Genomic DNA, 13,979 nt, shown 5'->3' with positions numbered 1-13,979 from the left:
GTTGACCAGCGGGAACCACGCCGGATAACTTCATTCTACGGATTGTTGATTCCGTGAAGCGGAAATCGGAGGGTGTGGGATGGGTCAGCAGGAGAAGGTGGCGACAAGCCTCACCGGCGCCGTCGGCGAGGAGATCAGCGCCTTGCTCGCACCGGTCGACGCGGAGCTGGCGCGCCGCTACCCCGGGGACCCCGGCACCCGGCAGCCGGTCCACACCGTCTACGTCCCCGGCGACGTCTTCGCCGCCGACACCGTCCGCTCCTGGGGCGACCGGGCGCTGGCCGCGCTGGACGAACACGCCCCGGACGCCGCCTCGTTCGCGGCCGTCCTCGGCCTCGCCGACGACCTCGCCGAGCCGGTCTACTCCCGTGTCCGCGCCAAGCTGGAGCGCGAACCGATCGAGGACCTGCGGGTCGACTTCGAGGACGGCTACGGCCCCCGCCCCGACGCCGAGGAGGACGCGGCCGCGGCCCGTGCCGCCCGGCTGATCGCCGAGGCCGCGGGCAGCGGCACGGCGGCGCCGTACACGGGCATCCGCATGAAGTGCATGGAGGCCGCGGTGCGCGAGCGGGGCATCCGCACCCTCGACGTCTTCCTCACCGGTCTGATGGCGGCGGGCGGCCTCCCCGACGGCCTGGTGCTCACCCTGCCGAAGGTCACCTATCCCGAACAGGTGAGCGCCTTCGTGCGGATCCTGGAGGCCTTCGAGAAGACGCACGGCCTCGACGCCGGACGGCTCGGCTTCGAGATCCAGATCGAGACCAGCCAGGCCATCCTCGCCACCGACGGCACCGCCACCGTCGCCCGGATGATCCAGGCCGCCGAGGGCCGCGCCACCGGACTGCACTACGGCACCTTCGACTACAGCGCCTGCCTGGGCGTCTCCGCCGCCCACCAGGCCAGCGACCACCCGGCCGCCGACCACGCCAAGGCGGTCATGCAGGTCGCCGCCGCGGGCACCGGCGTACGCGTCTCGGACGGCTCCACCAACGTGCTCCCGGTGGGCCCCACCGACCGGGTGCACGACGCCTGGCGGCTGCACTACGGCCTCACCCGCCGCGCCCTCGCCCGCGCCTACTACCAGGGCTGGGACATGCACCCCGGCCACATCCCGACCCGCTACGCGGCCGTCTTCGCCTTCTATCGCGAGGGCTTCGAGCAGGCCGCGGACCGCCTCGCCCGCTACGCGAGCCGGGCCGGCGGCGACGTCATGGACGAGCCCGCCACCGCCAAGGCCCTCGGCGGCTATCTGCTGCGCGGCCTGGACTGCGGTGCCCTCGACCCCGCCGAGGTCCAGGAGCGCACCGGGCTCACCCGCGCCGCCCTGGAGGGCTTCGCGGCGCCCCGGCGCGGCGATCTCACCGCCTCCGCGCAGTAGCGGAAGCGGACCGGTCACAGATGGCGTTCGAGCCCGGACGCCATCACCCAGTCCCGCTCGGCGAACAGCCGGGTGCCCCGCGCGCACAGCCCGGCGTCCCCGCGCGCCCGCGCGCTGAACTCCTCCGGGGTGGTCCCGAACAGCTCCCGCAACTCGGCGCAGGCCCCGAGGAGTTCGGTCAGCAGCGGGCGCTGCCCCGGATGGGCGCGGGGTGCTCCGGTGCCGTCGCGCAGCACCCCGCGCCGGTTGACGTACGCGTGGACGCCCGGCAGCGCGACCCCGTCGGCCAATTCGACCCGCACGTCCGGCGCGGGCAGCCAGGCCCGCCGGAAGTTGCCGGCCGGCAGCGGCGCCCCCTCACCGGCGTCGATCACGTCCAGCTGCCGCCGGTCCAGCCAGAGGACGAACAGCCCCACCGCCTCGCCGGGCGCCTCGACCGGTGAGGCCGAGACGTAGCCCATGCGGCTGACGTGCGCGGAGACCCCCACGCGGACGCCGGTCACGGTGGCCCGCACCATCGGCACGGTGGAGGAGCCCAGCCCGAACTCGGCCAGCTTGTGCCGCAGCTGGCCGGGGCAGGCGTTGGAGCCGACCGCGAGCAGCGGCGACCGGTCCTCGTACACCAGCCGCTCAGGCGGCAGCCACCGGTCGCCGTGCAGCACCCCGGAGGCGGCGGGCCACGCGCCGGGGTACGTCAGCGGGTCCTCGCGCGGTACCCCGGCGAGCCCCAGCTCCTCCAGCGTGGCCATGGGCGCCTCAGCGGGCCGGGGGCAGCTCGCCCGAGCCGCGCTCGACCAGTCGGGTGGGCAGCTCGATCCGCTCCGGCGCGACGAACCCGCCGTCCAGCTGGCGGAAGAGCCGCTCGGCCGCCGTACGGCCGAGGGCCGCCGCGTCCTGTGCGACGACCGTGACGCCCGGCCGCAGCAGATCGGCCAGCTCGAAGTCGTCGAACCCGACCAGCGCCACCTGCCGGGACTGTTCGGCGAGGACCCGGACCACGGTGACCGTCACCCGGTTGTTGCCCGTGAAGATCGCGGTGACCGGATCGGGCCCGGACAGCATCTCCAGCGCCGCCCGGCGCACCCGCTCCGGGACCGTCACCCCGAGCGACATCCAGCGGTCCTCGACCGGTATCCCGGCGTCCTCCATGGCCGCCCGGTAGCCGCGCAGCCGCTCCGCCGCGGTGTGGATGCGGGGCATGTCGCCGATGAACCCGATCCGGCGGTGGCCGTGCGCGATCAGGTGCGCCACGCCGTCGCGGGCCCCGCCGAAGTTGTCCGACAGCACCACGTCGGCGTCGATCCGCCCGGCCGGGCGGTCCACGAACACCGTCGCCACGCCCGCCCGGATCTCCGGCTCCAGATAGCGGTGGTCGCCCCCGGCCGGGATCACCACCAGACCGTCCACCCGCCGCGCGCACAGCGCCAGCGCCAACTCCCGCTCGCGCTCCGGGTCCTCGGCGCTGGAGCCGTTGATCAGCAGTGCGCCGTGCGAGCGGGCGACCTCCTCCACCGCACGGCTCAGCGGGCCGTAGAAGGGGTCCGCCAGGTCCTCCAGCACGAGTCCTATGCTCGCCGTGCGGCCCTTGCGCAGCACCCGCGCGCTGTCGTTGCGGCGGAAGCCCAGGGCGTCGATGGCCTCCTGCACCCGGCGCTCGGTGTCCGGGGTGACCCCGGGCTCGCCGTTGACCACCCGCGACACCGTCTTCAGCCCCACCCCGGCGCGCGCCGCCACGTCCTTCATCGTCGGGCGGTTGCCGTACCGGTTCCCGGGGAAGCGTTCTGCGCGGCGGGTCGTCTCGGGCACGATGCGCTGTCCTGTCCTGTCGTCCGTGTTCCCCATGGGGGTGATGCGACGGCCCATGGGCTGATATGAGGATGTGGCGTCGAGCATAGAGCCTGGACAACGTTGTCAGGTGCGCGAGAGACTGACCACCGCTTTTCGCGGGCCCGCACCCCCACCGCCACGGCCGGCCCGCTCGTCCACAGCTCTTTCGATCGTTCAACGGGGAGATCCGACTCTGATGCGCACCGACCTCGTGGCAGCCCTGGACATCGGCGGCACCAAGATCGCCGGCGGACTGGTGGACGGCCGCGGACTGATCCTGGAGCGGGCGCAGCGCGCCACGCCCGCCCGGCAAGACGGCGAGACGGTGATGCGGGCCGTCGAGGAGGTGCTCGCCGATCTCGCGGTGTCGTCCGCGTGGGGGAACGTCCGCTCGGTCGGCATCGGCAGCGCGGGTCCGGTGGACGCCGTCGCGGGCACCGTCAGCCCCGTGAACGTGCCCGGCTGGCGGGGCTTCCCGCTGGTCGAGCGGGTGCGCACGGCCACCGGCGGACTGCCGGTCGAGCTGATCGGCGACGGGGTGGCGATCACCGCGGCCGAGCACTGGCAGGGCGCCGCCCGCGGCCACGACAACGCGCTGTGCATGGTGGTCTCCACGGGCGTGGGCGGCGGCCTGGTGCTCGGCGGACGGCTGCACCCCGGGCCGACCGGCAACGCCGGCCACATCGGCCACATCAGCGTCGACCTCGACGGCGATCCCTGCCCGTGCGGCTCGCGCGGCTGCGTGGAGCGCATCGCCAGCGGGCCCAACATCGCCCGCCGCGCCCTGGAGGAGGGCTGGCTCCCGGGCCCCGACGGCGACGCCTCGGCCGCCGCGGTGGCCGCCGCCGCCCGGTCGGGCGACCCGGTCGCGACGGCCTCCTTCGAGCGGGCCGCGCGGGCCCTGGCCGCCGGTATCGCCGCCACCGCGACCCTGGTCGAGATCGACATCGCGGTGATCGGCGGCGGCGTCGGCAACGCGGGCGACGTCCTCTTCACCCCGCTGCGCAAGGCGCTCACCGACTACGCCACCCTGTCCTTCGTACGGCGGCTGACGGTCGTACCCGCGCAGATGGGCACCGACGCGGGCCTGGTGGGTGCCGCCGCGGCCGCGCTGCTGCGGGGGCCGGGGGTGGCGCTCTAGGCGTTCACCGGAGCCGACCCCGCGCGCTCAGGCGTCGGCCGAGACGCGCGGCGGCACCGTGCCGTGCGCCGGGGGCGAGCCTGCCGCAGGCCCAGCCCGCGCCCCTTGGTGCCCCGGCTTCGTTCGGTTCACCCGTCGCCGTCGCCGACCCGGCCCCATCCGGGCAGCGGGGGCTGCGGCCAGGCGGGCGGGGCGGGCAAGGGGAGCGCGGGCCCGTCGGTCCGCGGTCCTTCGGCGGTGAGCCGGCCGGTGAGCCAGCCGAGGAGGCGGTGGCCCTCGTCGCTGACCGCGGGGCCCTCGGCCGACACCGTCCAGCGCCGGCCGAGGTCGACGGCCGTCACGGAGGCGAGCGGGAAGCGCCGTGCGCGAAGGGTGCCGAGGGTGTCGTCCAGGGCCCAGGAGACGTACTGGTCCGGCCACCGCCCGGTGCCGTACCCGGTGCCGAGGTCGAGGTGGTGGGTCTCCAGCTCGCGCAGACAGCGCAGCAGCAGGTACCAGGCCGGATGGCGCCAGCCGGCCAGGGCCGGGACCAGCCGGTCCCAGGCGGGCGCGGGCGACTCCCGCGCGTCCGCCGTGAACCGGGCGAGGCTCGCCCGCAGCCGGGCGGTGAGCCGCCCGGCGGGCAGCAGGGCCTCCCGCGCGACCTGCGCCGCCCCCGCGGCCGCGGTCGCCCGGGGGCCGGGCGCGCGGCCGGTGCGTGCGAGGCCCAGCAGCCATGAGTAGGCGTCGGCGCCGTAGGCGACGTGGGCGAGCACGTGCCCGCGGGTCCAGCCGGGCAGGGCCGAGGGCGCCCGCAGCGCCGGGCCGGACAGTGCGGCCGCCGTCGCGGTCAGCCGGTCGGCCGACCGGGCGACGTCCTCGATCACCTCGCCGAGGGCGGCGCCGGCCGCGCCGGACGGGAACGTGGGGCTCACGCGTGCTCCTTGTGACGAGTGTCCGGCCGCGCCCGCGCCGGTGGCTCACCGGACTCGTGCACGGCCTCGATCGGCCCCACGATATGCCGGTTGGCCTCCGCCAACTCGACGGCGGGCACCCGCAGTTCGAGGACGGTCTCGCCGCCGGCCCGGGACCTCGCACGGTACCGGCGCGCCCGGCGCCGCGGGCAGGGGAATTCGGTGTTCCGGCGGTATCCGCGTGACCCCCGGGCGGTTCGCGCAGTTGATCGGCGTATGAAGAAGCGCAGCATCCTCGCCCTCGCCTCCCTCGCCACCGGTTTCGTCGTGGCCGCCGTCACCCCGTCGCACGCGGCGGACCGGGGCCCGCTCGACGACCTCAACGTCTCCGGCACCCTGCACTCGGCCGGCGACCTGGTCAGCCACGAGAGTTTCGCGCCCGCCGACGCCCCGGCCGCCGACCGGGAGTAGCGGGGCCGCCCCACCCCGGTGGGAGCGCGTGCCGGTGTCCTGTCAGGGGCCCCGGCACGCGCTTTACCGTGCCCTCACCGGGACGGGGTTTCCGGGGCAGGGTGGAACGGGCAAGCCTCTGGGGGCCAACAGAAGAGGGGGAGTCCGTGACCGTCGTCTGGATCAACGGCGCGTTCGGTGCGGGAAAGACCACGACCGCACGGGAACTGATCGAACTGATCCCGCACAGCACGCTCTTCGACCCCGAGGTCATCGGCGGGTCGCTCACGCACCTGCTGCCGCCCAAACACCTCGCCGAGGTCGGCGACTACCAGGACCTGCCGATCTGGCGCCGGCTCGTGGTCGACACGGCGGCCGCGATGCTCGCCGAGCTGGGCGGCACCCTCGTGGTGCCGATGACCCTGCTGCGCCAGGAGTACCGCGACGAGATCTTCGGCGGCCTCGCCGCCCGCCGCATCCCCGTACGGCACTTGCTCCTCGCCCCGGCCGAAACGATCCTGCGTGCACGGATAGCCGGGCGGGAGGTGCCGCCCGACCCGCCCGACGGCGAGATACGGGTCCGGCAGTGGTCCTACGACCACATCGAGCCGTACCACGCCGCCCTCGCCTCCTGGCTCACCGCCGACGCCCATCTCGTGGACACCAGCGCGCTGACCCCCTACGAGACCGCCGTACGGATCGCGGCCGCCCTCGGCGGCGGGGAGTTCACCCCCTGCGACATCGTGCAGACCCCCGAGCCCACCGCCGAGACCCTCGCCGCCGGGGTGCTGCTCTTCGACGAGCGGGACCGGGTGCTGCTCGTGGACCCCACCTACAAACCCGGCTGGGAGTTCCCCGGCGGTGTGGTGGAACGGGGCGAGGCCCCGGCCCGCGCGGGCATGCGGGAGGTCGCCGAGGAGACCGGGATACGGATGGGGGAGGTGCCCCGGCTGCTCGTGGTGGACTGGGAACGGCCCGTGCCGCCCGGCTACGGCGGGCTCCGGCTGCTGTTCGACGGCGGCCGGCTGACCTCCGACGAGGCCTCCGGGGTGCTGCTGCCGGGACCGGAGCTACGGGCCTGGCGCTTCGCCACCGAGCAGGAGGCCGCGAACATGCTGCCGCCGGTGCGCTACGAGCGCCTGCGCTGGGCCCTGCGCGCCCGCGAGCGCGGCACCGCGCTGTACCTGGAGGCAGGGGTGCCGGTCGGCTGACGTCAGGGGGCGGCCGTCGCACCGCGCAGCGCCGCGGCGGCGTCCCGCAGCACCGGGTCGCCATGGCCGAAGCACGCCACCTCGGCACCGAGCCCCGCCAAGTGCCGTACGGAGTCGAGGAGCCGGGGCCCGTCGAGGTTGAACACGCCCGGGATCACCGGGGGGTTCGCCGAGCCCGCGGTCACCGCCTCGCCGGCGGACAGGACGCCCTCCGGGGGCAGCGAGGCCACGGTGTCGCCGGTGAACAGCACGCCCTCGGCGGGCAGGAAGAGCGCGATGCTGCCGTCCGTGTGCCCGGGGACGTGCACCACCCGGGCGCCGCCGCCGAAGTCGAGCACCTCGCCGTCCGTCACGTCCCGGACGGAGGGCGGCGGCAGCGGTGTGCCCTCGGGCAGGCGCCCGATGACCTCGGCCCGGATCGGCCGCTCCCACTCCGTAAGGCGCGGGGGCGGGCCGGGGAGTTCGCCCCGTACGAACGGCGCGTCGAGCCGGTGGGCCAGCACCTGCGCGCCGCTCAGCCCGGCGAACTCGCCCGCGCCGCCCGCGTGGTCCTCGTGGAAGTGGGTCAGCACGATGCGCCGTACGTCCTCGGGCGCGCGCCCGAGCGCCCTGACCGCCTCGGCGATCACCGCCCCCGAGCCGATCGGGCCCGCGTCGACGAGCGTCAACTCCTCGCCGTCACGCCAGAGATAGGCCTGACCGACCGGGAAGCGCAGCAGATGCAACCGTGGAAGAAGCTGGATCACGTCCATGGCCCGACCGTAGGCGCGGGCACGCACGGGAGCGAGCCGTCTCCGCCCTGAGCGGAAGGTGTCCGCCCAGGGCGGAAGCGGTGTCGTGCCGGGGCCGGGCATCGCCGGGCGCGCGCTCCCCGCCCCTCGCCCGGCGGCCCCGCCGCCCCCGTGTCCTGCGTCCGCCTCAGCCCGCGTAGTTGCGCAGGAACAGCGCCTCCGCCACCGACAGGCGTTCCAGCTCCTGCGGCGAGACGCTCTCGTTCACCGCGTGGATCTGGGCCTCCGGCTCGCTCAGGCCGATCAGCAGGATCTCCGCCTGCGGGTAGAGGCCGGCGAGGGTGTTGCACAGCGGGATGGAGCCGCCCTGGCCCGCGTACTGCATGGTCTCGCCCGGGTAGGCGACGGCCATCGCCTCGGCCATCGCCCGGTAGGCCGGGCTGGTCGGGTCGGCGCGGAACGGCTGGCCCTGGCCGATCTGCTCCACCTTGACGCGGGCGCCCCACGGGGTGTGCGCCTCGATGTGCGCCGTCAGCAGCTTCGTCGCCTCCGTCGCGTCCACGCCCGGCGGCACCCGCAGGCTGATCAGCGCGCGGGCGGCGGCCTGCACCGAGGGGGTGGCGCCGACGACCGGCGGGCAGTCGATGCCCATGACGGTCACGGCCGGGCGGGCCCACAGCCGGTCGGCGACCGAGCCCGAGCCGGTGAGTTCCACGCCCTGGAGCACCTTGGCGTCCGCGCGGAACTGCTCCTCGGTGTACTCCAGGCCGTCCCAGGTGGCCGACGCGTCGAGACCGTCGACGGTGGTGGAACCGTCCTCGGCGCGCAGCGAGTCCAGCACCCGGATCAGCGCGGCCAGCGCGTCCGGGGCGGCACCGCCGAACTGGCCCGAGTGCAGGTTGCCCGCGAGGGTGTCCACGCTCACCCGCACCAGGGTCATGCCGCGCAGGATCGTGGTGACCGTCGGCAGGCCCACCCGAAAGTTGCCCGCGTCACCGATCACGATGGTGTCGGCCGTCAGCAGGTCCGGGTGCTGCTCGGCGTAGCGCTCCAGACCGCCCGTGCCCTGCTCCTCCGAGCCCTCCACGATCACCTTGACGTTCACCGGGACGCCGCCGTTCGCCTTGAGCGCGCGCAGCGCGAGCAGGTGCATGATCACACCGCCCTTGCAGTCCGCCGTCCCCCGGCCGTACCAACGGCCGTCGCGCTCGGTCAGCTCGAACGGCGGAGTGGCCCAGCCCGTCTCGTCCAGCGGCGGCTGGACGTCGTAGTGCGCATAGAGAAGAACCGTTTTGGCGCCCTCGGGGCCCGGCAGGTAGCCGTACACCGACTGGGTGCCGTCGGGGGTGTCGAGCAGGGCGACGTCGACGAAGCCCTCGGCGCGCAACGCGTCGGCGACCCAGCTCGCGGCGGCCTCGCTCTCGCTCTTCGGGAACTGCTCGAAGTCCGCCACGGACCGGAAGGCGACCAGCTCGGTCAGCTCCGCCTTGGCCCGGGGCAGCAGCGAGGCGACGGTCTCGGCGACCGGATTCGACGACATGGGCACGCTCCTCGTAGGTGCGACGTTGTCCTGCTGAGTGCTCCGATCCTCCCACAGCGGCGCTCGCCGCCGACGGCCGTAGGATGCGGGATACATCGGGTTACCCCCCGCTCGCGGGATGTCGTGGGCGTGGGGGAGCGGCAGCGGCTTGATCGGAGCAGTAGACCATCGTGAGCGGCGAGAACTCTTCGGCGGACGACGTGCAGCATGTGTGGGACGTCGTCGTGGTGGGCGCGGGACCCGCGGGGGCCTCGGCCGCCTACGCGGCGGCGGTCGCGGGGCGGCGCGTCCTGTTGCTGGAGAAAGCCGAGTTGCCCCGTTACAAAACCTGCGGCGGCGGCATCATCGGCCCCTCGCGGGACGCCCTGCCGCCCGGCTTCGAGCTGCCCCTGCGGGACCGGGTGCACGCGGTCACCTTCTCCCACAACGGGCGCTTCACCCGCACCCGCCGCTCCAAGCAGATGCTGTTCGGGCTGATCAACCGGCCCGAGTTCGACCAGCAACTGGTCGAGCACGCCCAGAAGGCGGGCGCCGAACTGCGCACGGGCGTCACGGTGCAGCGCGTCGAGCAGCACGGCTCGGCGGTGCCCGACCGGCGTACGGTCGCCGTCGTGCTCCAGGGCGGGGAGACCGTGCTGGCCCACGCGGTCGTCGGCGCGGACGGCAGCGCCAGCCGGATAGGCGCCCACGTGGGCGTGAAGCTGGACCAGGTGGACCTCGGCCTGGAGGCGGAGATCCCGGTCCCCGAGCCGGTCGCCGAGGACTGGAAGGGCCGGGTGCTCATCGACTGGGGCCCCATGCCCGGCAGTTACGGCTGGGTGTTCCCCAAGGGCGACACCCTGACGGTCGGGGTGATCTCCGCCCGCGGCCAGGGCGCGGCGACCAAGCGCTACCTGGAGGACTTCATCGCCCGGCTGGGCCTGGCCGGCTTCGAACCGGCCGTCTCCTCGGGGCACTTGACCCGCTGCCGCGCCGACGACTCGCCGCTCTCCCGCGGCCGGGTCCTGGTCTGCGGCGACGCGGCCGGTCTGCTCGAACCGTGGACCCGCGAGGGCATCTCCTTCGCGCTGCGTTCGGGCCGGCTGGCCGGCGAGTGGGCGGTGCGCATCGCCGAGGCGCACGACGCGGTCGACACCCGCCGCCAGGCCCTGAACTACGCCTTCGCCATCAAGGCCGGGCTCGGCGTCGAGATGAGCGTCGGCAAGCGCCTGCTCGCGGCGTTCGAGCGGCGGCCCGGCCTCTTCCACGCGGCCCTCACCGGCTTCCGCCCGGCCTGGAACGCGTTCCGGAACATCACCCGGGGCGCCACCACGCTCGGCGAGCTGGTCCGCTCCCACCCGCTCGCCCAGCGCGCCCTGACCGCGCTGGACCCGGGCCCGGCCCGGTCGGCGCAGGCCGCGGAGCCGGCCAAGGCCGAGGAGGAGTCCGTCACTCCGTGACGGTGATGCGGAAGACGGGGTGGTCGGGGGCGCAGGCGACGAGCTCCTCGTCCGAGGACCTGGCGGTCACCCCGTCGAAGTACTGGTTGACCTCCCAGCCCCACTTCTCCAGGTAGGTCCGCAGGATCGGGAGCTTCTCGGCGTCGGGAAGCTCCACCGCGGTGAACGCGCGCACCGTGCGGCCGACGCGCAGTTCACCGCCGCCCGCGGCGCGCATGTTGCGCACCCACTGCGAGTGGCCGCGCGCCGAGACCAGGTACTGCCCGCCGTCGCAGGTGTGCGGGTTGACCGGGATGCGCTGCATCCGGCCGCTCTTTCGGCCCCGCACGGACATCTCGGCGGTGCCCGCGAGGCTGAGCCCGTGCCGGGCGAGCCAGCCGATCACGCCGTTCAGGCGGACGTTCATCGGGCTGCCCTTGAGGTAGTACGGCGAAGACGAAGACGACATGGTGACCCCCACGGCCGGTTTCCGGAGCAGTGCTCTTGGTTCGCCCTCAGTCTGGGGTGGATCGGTGCTCCATTGCAAGAGCAGTGCTCTCTTTTTGGTTCGGCGCTCTTTTTTGTGTGCACCGATCTCGGGCGTGGCAGACTGCGGGGTATGACCACTGCACAGGGCGCCCGTGCGCGGGCCAGGAACGAGGTGACCGCGGCCATCAAGGAGGAGGCTCGCAGGCAGCTGGCGGCCGAGGGTGCCGCCAAGCTCTCCCTGCGGGCCGTCGCCCGCGAGCTGGGCATGGTGTCCAGCGCGCTCTACCGGTACTTCCCCAGCCGCGACGAACTGCTGACCGCTCTGATCATCGACGCGTACGACGCCCTCGGCGCCGCCGCGGAGAAGGCGCGCGACGCCGCCGCGGACGCCGCTCCCGCGGCCCGCTTCACGGCCGTCTGCGAGGCGGTGCGGCGCTGGGCGCTCGACCACCCGCACGAGTACGCGCTGATCTACGGCTCGCCGGTGCCCGGTTACGCCGCCCCCGAGACCACCATCCCGTCAGCCGCCCGCACCGGTCTGGTGCTCATCGGCATCGTCCGCGACGCCCACCAGGGCCCCGGCCTCGCCGACCTCCGGCTGCCCGACGCGCTGCGCCCCGAGGCCGAGCGCATGGCCGCCGACCTCGCCCCCGATCTGCCCCCCGAGGCGGCCGCCGCCCTCATCGCCGCCTGGGCCCAGCTGTTCGGCCTGGTGAGCTTCGAACTGTTCGGCCAGTTCCACAAGGTGGTCGAGGACCGGGAGCGGTTCTTCCGGCACGCGGCGACGGAGCTGGCGCGGGGGGTGGGGCTGCGCTAGGTCCTTTCGGCGACCGACGACGACGCGGCAGGTGCGCGTGCCGGGCCCTCGAGCCCGGCCGTCATCCGAACGAGAGGCCCTGGCCGTCGGCGGCCGTTCGCTGCGCCCGGCCGGGGGTCAGGACCCTGGACGTGAACTCCGCCAGCTGGGCCCGCAGCCGCTCGCGGGGCACGCGTTCCCCGCCCGCCAGGTGTTCGACGAGGTCGGCGCGGGTGGCGGCGAGCAGGGCGTGGGCGGTGAAGTCGCCGTCGGGCAGCCCGGGGATCCGCTCCAGGACGGCCCGCAGCATGCGGTGCCACCGTTCGTAGTGCTCCGCCCGGTACGGGCTGTCGCCGCCCTCCTCCAGGGCCAGCGCGAGGCGCCGGTTGTCGAGTTTGAAGCACAGGACGGCGTCGAGCAGCGCGGGCACGCGCTCCAGTGGCGGGGTCGCGGGTCCCAGCGGCGGCGGGCCGGACTCGACGGCCTCCCTGACCGGTTCGAGCCGTGCCTCGTACAGCGCGCGCAGCAGCCCGGCGCGATCGCCGAAGGCCCGGAAGAGGGTGCCCTTGCCGACCCCGGCAGCCGCCGCGACCTCCGCCATGGTGACGTCCTCGGGACTCTCGCGACGCGCGAACAGCGCGTCGGCGGCCGCGAGCACGGCCTCCCGGTTGCGCGCGGCGTCCTTGCGGGACCTCGGCTCGGGCATGCTGCTCCTCCGTTTGCAAAGCGGACCCGCGGTCCGTATCGTCAAAGCGGACCCAGGGTCCGTATTCTATGGACTGGAGGATACCCGTGTCCGCACCGACTTCCCCGGCGGAGCTGTACCGCCACGGCCTGCGACTCCTGCTCGACAAGGCCATCCCCGCGTGGGTCGGCCTGTGGGCCGAGGACGGCCTGATGGAGTTCCCCTTCGCCCCCGAGGGATGGCCCCGGCGCCTGGCGGGCAAGGATGCCGTCGCCGCCTACATGCGCCACTACCCCGACCACATCGATCTGCGGGACTTCACCGACCTGCGGATCCACGAGACCACCGACCCGGAGACCATCGTGGCCGAGATGCGCGGCGTCGGCCGCCTGGTGGAGACCGGTGCCCCCTACGACATGACGTACATCGCCGTCGTGACCGTCCGGGACGGGCGCATCACCAACTACCGCGACTACTGGAATCCGCTCGCCGTCCTCGAACCCGGCGTCGACTTCGCCGGGAGCGACCGATGACCACCACCGGCACCACACTGGTCATCGGCGCCACCGGCACCACCGGCAGCCGCACCGTGGCGCGGCTGACGGCGGCCGGCCATCGCGTCAGGGCGGCCGCGCGCCGCGCCACCGCGGTCGCCGGAGCCGAACCGGTCGTCTTCGACTGGTACGACCCCGCCACCCACACCGCCGCCCTCGCCGGAGCCGACCGCGTCTACCTGGTACCGCCCGTGGGTGATCCCGACCCCGCGGCGGTCATGCTGCCGTTCCTGCGGCGCGCCCGCGCCGCAGGGGTGCGCCGGGCGGTGCTGCTCAGCTCCTCGGCCGTCCCCGAGGGCGGCCCCGCCGTGGGGCAGGTGCACCAGGTTCTGCCCGAACTGTTCGACGAGTGGGCGGTGTTGCGGCCCTCCTGGTTCATGCAGAACTTCACCGGCACGCACCCGCACGCGGTGAGCATCCGCGAGGAGGGCGTCATCCGCACCGCCACCGGCGGCGGCCGGGTCGGCTTCGTCGACGCCGAGGACATCGCGGCCGTCGCCGTCCGCGCCCTGACCGACGAGCGGGCCCCCGGCACCGATCTCGTCCTCACCGGACCCGAGGCCCTCGGCCACGACGACATCGCCGCGCTCCTCACCGAGGTCACCGGCCGGCCCGTGGTCCACCAGCGGCTGACCCGCGAGCAGTTGCGCGATCGGCTCGCGGACCACCTCCCGGCGGAGTTCGCCGCCATCCTGGCCGACCTGGACCGTGCCATCGCCGGGGGCGCGGAGGACCGGGTCACCGACACCGTCCGGCGCGTCACCGGCCGGCCCCCGGGCTCCTTCCGGGCCCTCCTGGAGCGGGAGGCGCCGGGAACCGGCTGACGGGCCGGCGCTCCACGCGGTCCGGTGCCACCGGTTTTTACC

At 74.5% G+C, this 13,979-nt stretch carries 15 protein-coding genes; 8 read left to right on the top strand and 7 right to left on the bottom strand.

Going from position 1 to position 13,979, the window contains the following annotated elements; genetic code table 11:
- Positions 1-79 precede the first annotated feature (79 nt).
- Complete coding sequence (locus BLW85_RS06580; protein WP_074991383.1) at positions 80-1,378, top strand: DUF6986 family protein; 1,299 nt, start codon at positions 80-82, stop codon at positions 1,376-1,378.
- A gap of 14 nt (positions 1,379-1,392) precedes the next feature.
- On the opposite strand, the gene BLW85_RS06575 is transcribed toward BLW85_RS06580, so the two are convergent.
- The gene (locus tag BLW85_RS06575) at positions 1,393-2,127 is read right to left on the bottom strand and encodes a hypothetical protein (RefSeq protein ID WP_074991381.1); all 735 of its coding nucleotides are present in this window, start codon (positions 2,125-2,127) and stop codon (positions 1,393-1,395) included.
- A 7-nt stretch (positions 2,128-2,134) separates the two neighbouring features.
- Positions 2,135-3,220 carry a LacI family DNA-binding transcriptional regulator gene (locus BLW85_RS06570; protein ID WP_244174823.1) on the bottom strand — a complete coding sequence of 362 codons (1,086 nt, stop codon included), beginning with the start codon at positions 3,218-3,220 and terminating at the stop codon, positions 2,135-2,137.
- Between the two features lie 181 nt (positions 3,221-3,401).
- On the opposite strand from BLW85_RS06570, the gene BLW85_RS06565 reads away from it, so the two are divergent.
- On the top strand, positions 3,402-4,346 hold the full coding sequence (locus tag BLW85_RS06565) for an ROK family protein (RefSeq protein ID WP_074991376.1): 945 nt from the start codon (positions 3,402-3,404) through the stop codon (positions 4,344-4,346).
- A gap of 128 nt (positions 4,347-4,474) precedes the next feature.
- Here the strand turns inward: BLW85_RS06565 and BLW85_RS06560 are convergent, their stop codons facing one another.
- Positions 4,475-5,260, bottom strand: a complete 786-nt coding sequence (locus tag BLW85_RS06560) for a maleylpyruvate isomerase family mycothiol-dependent enzyme (protein WP_074991373.1) — start codon at positions 5,258-5,260, stop codon at positions 4,475-4,477.
- A gap of 255 nt (positions 5,261-5,515) precedes the next feature.
- On the opposite strand from BLW85_RS06560, the gene BLW85_RS06555 reads away from it, so the two are divergent.
- Positions 5,516-5,710, top strand: coding sequence for a hypothetical protein (locus BLW85_RS06555; RefSeq protein WP_177329917.1), 195 nt, complete (start codon positions 5,516-5,518; stop codon positions 5,708-5,710).
- 146 nt (positions 5,711-5,856) lie between these two features.
- On the top strand, positions 5,857-6,900 hold the full coding sequence (locus tag BLW85_RS06550) for an NUDIX hydrolase (RefSeq protein ID WP_074991371.1): 1,044 nt from the start codon (positions 5,857-5,859) through the stop codon (positions 6,898-6,900).
- A 2-nt stretch (positions 6,901-6,902) separates the two neighbouring features.
- On the opposite strand, the gene BLW85_RS06545 is transcribed toward BLW85_RS06550, so the two are convergent.
- Both BLW85_RS06545 and BLW85_RS06540 read right to left on the bottom strand, forming a co-directional pair.
- Entirely contained in the window at positions 6,903-7,652 is a 750-nt protein-coding gene (locus tag BLW85_RS06545) for an MBL fold metallo-hydrolase (RefSeq protein WP_074991368.1), read from the bottom strand.
- Between the two features lie 166 nt (positions 7,653-7,818).
- Positions 7,819-9,171 (bottom strand): dipeptidase, encoded by a 1,353-nt coding sequence (locus tag BLW85_RS06540; protein ID WP_070026500.1) that lies wholly within the window; start codon positions 9,169-9,171, stop codon positions 7,819-7,821.
- A gap of 170 nt (positions 9,172-9,341) precedes the next feature.
- Here BLW85_RS06540 and BLW85_RS06535 point away from each other — a divergent pair, with 170 nt between their 5' ends.
- Complete coding sequence (locus tag BLW85_RS06535; RefSeq protein WP_070026501.1) at positions 9,342-10,610, top strand: geranylgeranyl reductase family protein; 1,269 nt, start codon at positions 9,342-9,344, stop codon at positions 10,608-10,610.
- Here the strand turns inward: BLW85_RS06535 and BLW85_RS06530 are convergent.
- Positions 10,600-11,058 carry a nitroreductase family deazaflavin-dependent oxidoreductase gene (locus tag BLW85_RS06530; RefSeq protein ID WP_074995991.1) on the bottom strand — a complete coding sequence of 153 codons (459 nt, stop codon included), beginning with the start codon at positions 11,056-11,058 and terminating at the stop codon, positions 10,600-10,602. The genes BLW85_RS06535 and BLW85_RS06530 overlap by 11 nt on opposite strands.
- A 150-nt stretch (positions 11,059-11,208) precedes the next feature.
- Between BLW85_RS06530 and BLW85_RS06525 the strand changes: the two genes are divergently transcribed.
- The gene (locus tag BLW85_RS06525; RefSeq protein WP_070026502.1) at positions 11,209-11,895 is read left to right on the top strand and encodes a TetR/AcrR family transcriptional regulator; all 687 of its coding nucleotides are present in this window, start codon (positions 11,209-11,211) and stop codon (positions 11,893-11,895) included.
- A gap of 61 nt (positions 11,896-11,956) precedes the next feature.
- Here BLW85_RS06525 and BLW85_RS06520 read toward each other — a convergent pair whose 3' ends face one another.
- Positions 11,957-12,580 carry a TetR/AcrR family transcriptional regulator gene (locus BLW85_RS06520; RefSeq protein WP_074991366.1) on the bottom strand — a complete coding sequence of 208 codons (624 nt, stop codon included), beginning with the start codon at positions 12,578-12,580 and terminating at the stop codon, positions 11,957-11,959.
- An 86-nt stretch (positions 12,581-12,666) separates the two neighbouring features.
- On the opposite strand from BLW85_RS06520, the gene BLW85_RS06515 reads away from it, so the two are divergent.
- Positions 12,667-13,092, top strand: coding sequence for a nuclear transport factor 2 family protein (locus BLW85_RS06515; protein ID WP_074991364.1), 426 nt, complete (start codon positions 12,667-12,669; stop codon positions 13,090-13,092).
- Positions 13,089-13,937: an NmrA family NAD(P)-binding protein gene (locus BLW85_RS06510; RefSeq protein WP_070026505.1), complete on the top strand. Its 849-nt coding sequence runs from the start codon at positions 13,089-13,091 to the stop codon at positions 13,935-13,937. Before BLW85_RS06515 ends, BLW85_RS06510 begins: the two co-directional genes overlap by 4 nt.
- Positions 13,938-13,979 lie beyond the last annotated feature (42 nt).

Source organism: Streptomyces misionensis (assembly GCF_900104815.1).
Lineage (GTDB): Bacteria > Actinomycetota > Actinomycetes > Streptomycetales > Streptomycetaceae > Streptomyces > Streptomyces misionensis.
Note: the sequence above shows the minus strand (reverse complement) of the source record. Positions and strands in the feature narration are given on the sequence as shown.

Coding starts and splice junctions, on each gene's coding strand:
- BLW85_RS06580 (WP_074991383.1), top strand. CDS start 80: ATGGGTCAGCAGGAGAAGGTGGCGACAAGCCTCACCGGCGCCGTCGGC.
- BLW85_RS06575 (WP_074991381.1), bottom strand. CDS start 2,127: ATGGCCACGCTGGAGGAGCTGGGGCTCGCCGGGGTACCGCGCGAGGAC.
- BLW85_RS06570 (WP_244174823.1), bottom strand. CDS start 3,220: ATGGGGAACACGGACGACAGGACAGGACAGCGCATCGTGCCCGAGACG.
- BLW85_RS06565 (WP_074991376.1), top strand. CDS start 3,402: ATGCGCACCGACCTCGTGGCAGCCCTGGACATCGGCGGCACCAAGATC.
- BLW85_RS06555 (WP_177329917.1), top strand. CDS start 5,516: ATGAAGAAGCGCAGCATCCTCGCCCTCGCCTCCCTCGCCACCGGTTTC.
- BLW85_RS06545 (WP_074991368.1), bottom strand. CDS start 7,652: ATGGACGTGATCCAGCTTCTTCCACGGTTGCATCTGCTGCGCTTCCCG.
- BLW85_RS06540 (WP_070026500.1), bottom strand. CDS start 9,171: ATGTCGTCGAATCCGGTCGCCGAGACCGTCGCCTCGCTGCTGCCCCGG.
- BLW85_RS06530 (WP_074995991.1), bottom strand. CDS start 11,058: ATGTCGTCTTCGTCTTCGCCGTACTACCTCAAGGGCAGCCCGATGAAC.
- BLW85_RS06525 (WP_070026502.1), top strand. CDS start 11,209: ATGACCACTGCACAGGGCGCCCGTGCGCGGGCCAGGAACGAGGTGACC.
- BLW85_RS06520 (WP_074991366.1), bottom strand. CDS start 12,580: ATGCCCGAGCCGAGGTCCCGCAAGGACGCCGCGCGCAACCGGGAGGCC.
- BLW85_RS06510 (WP_070026505.1), top strand. CDS start 13,089: ATGACCACCACCGGCACCACACTGGTCATCGGCGCCACCGGCACCACC.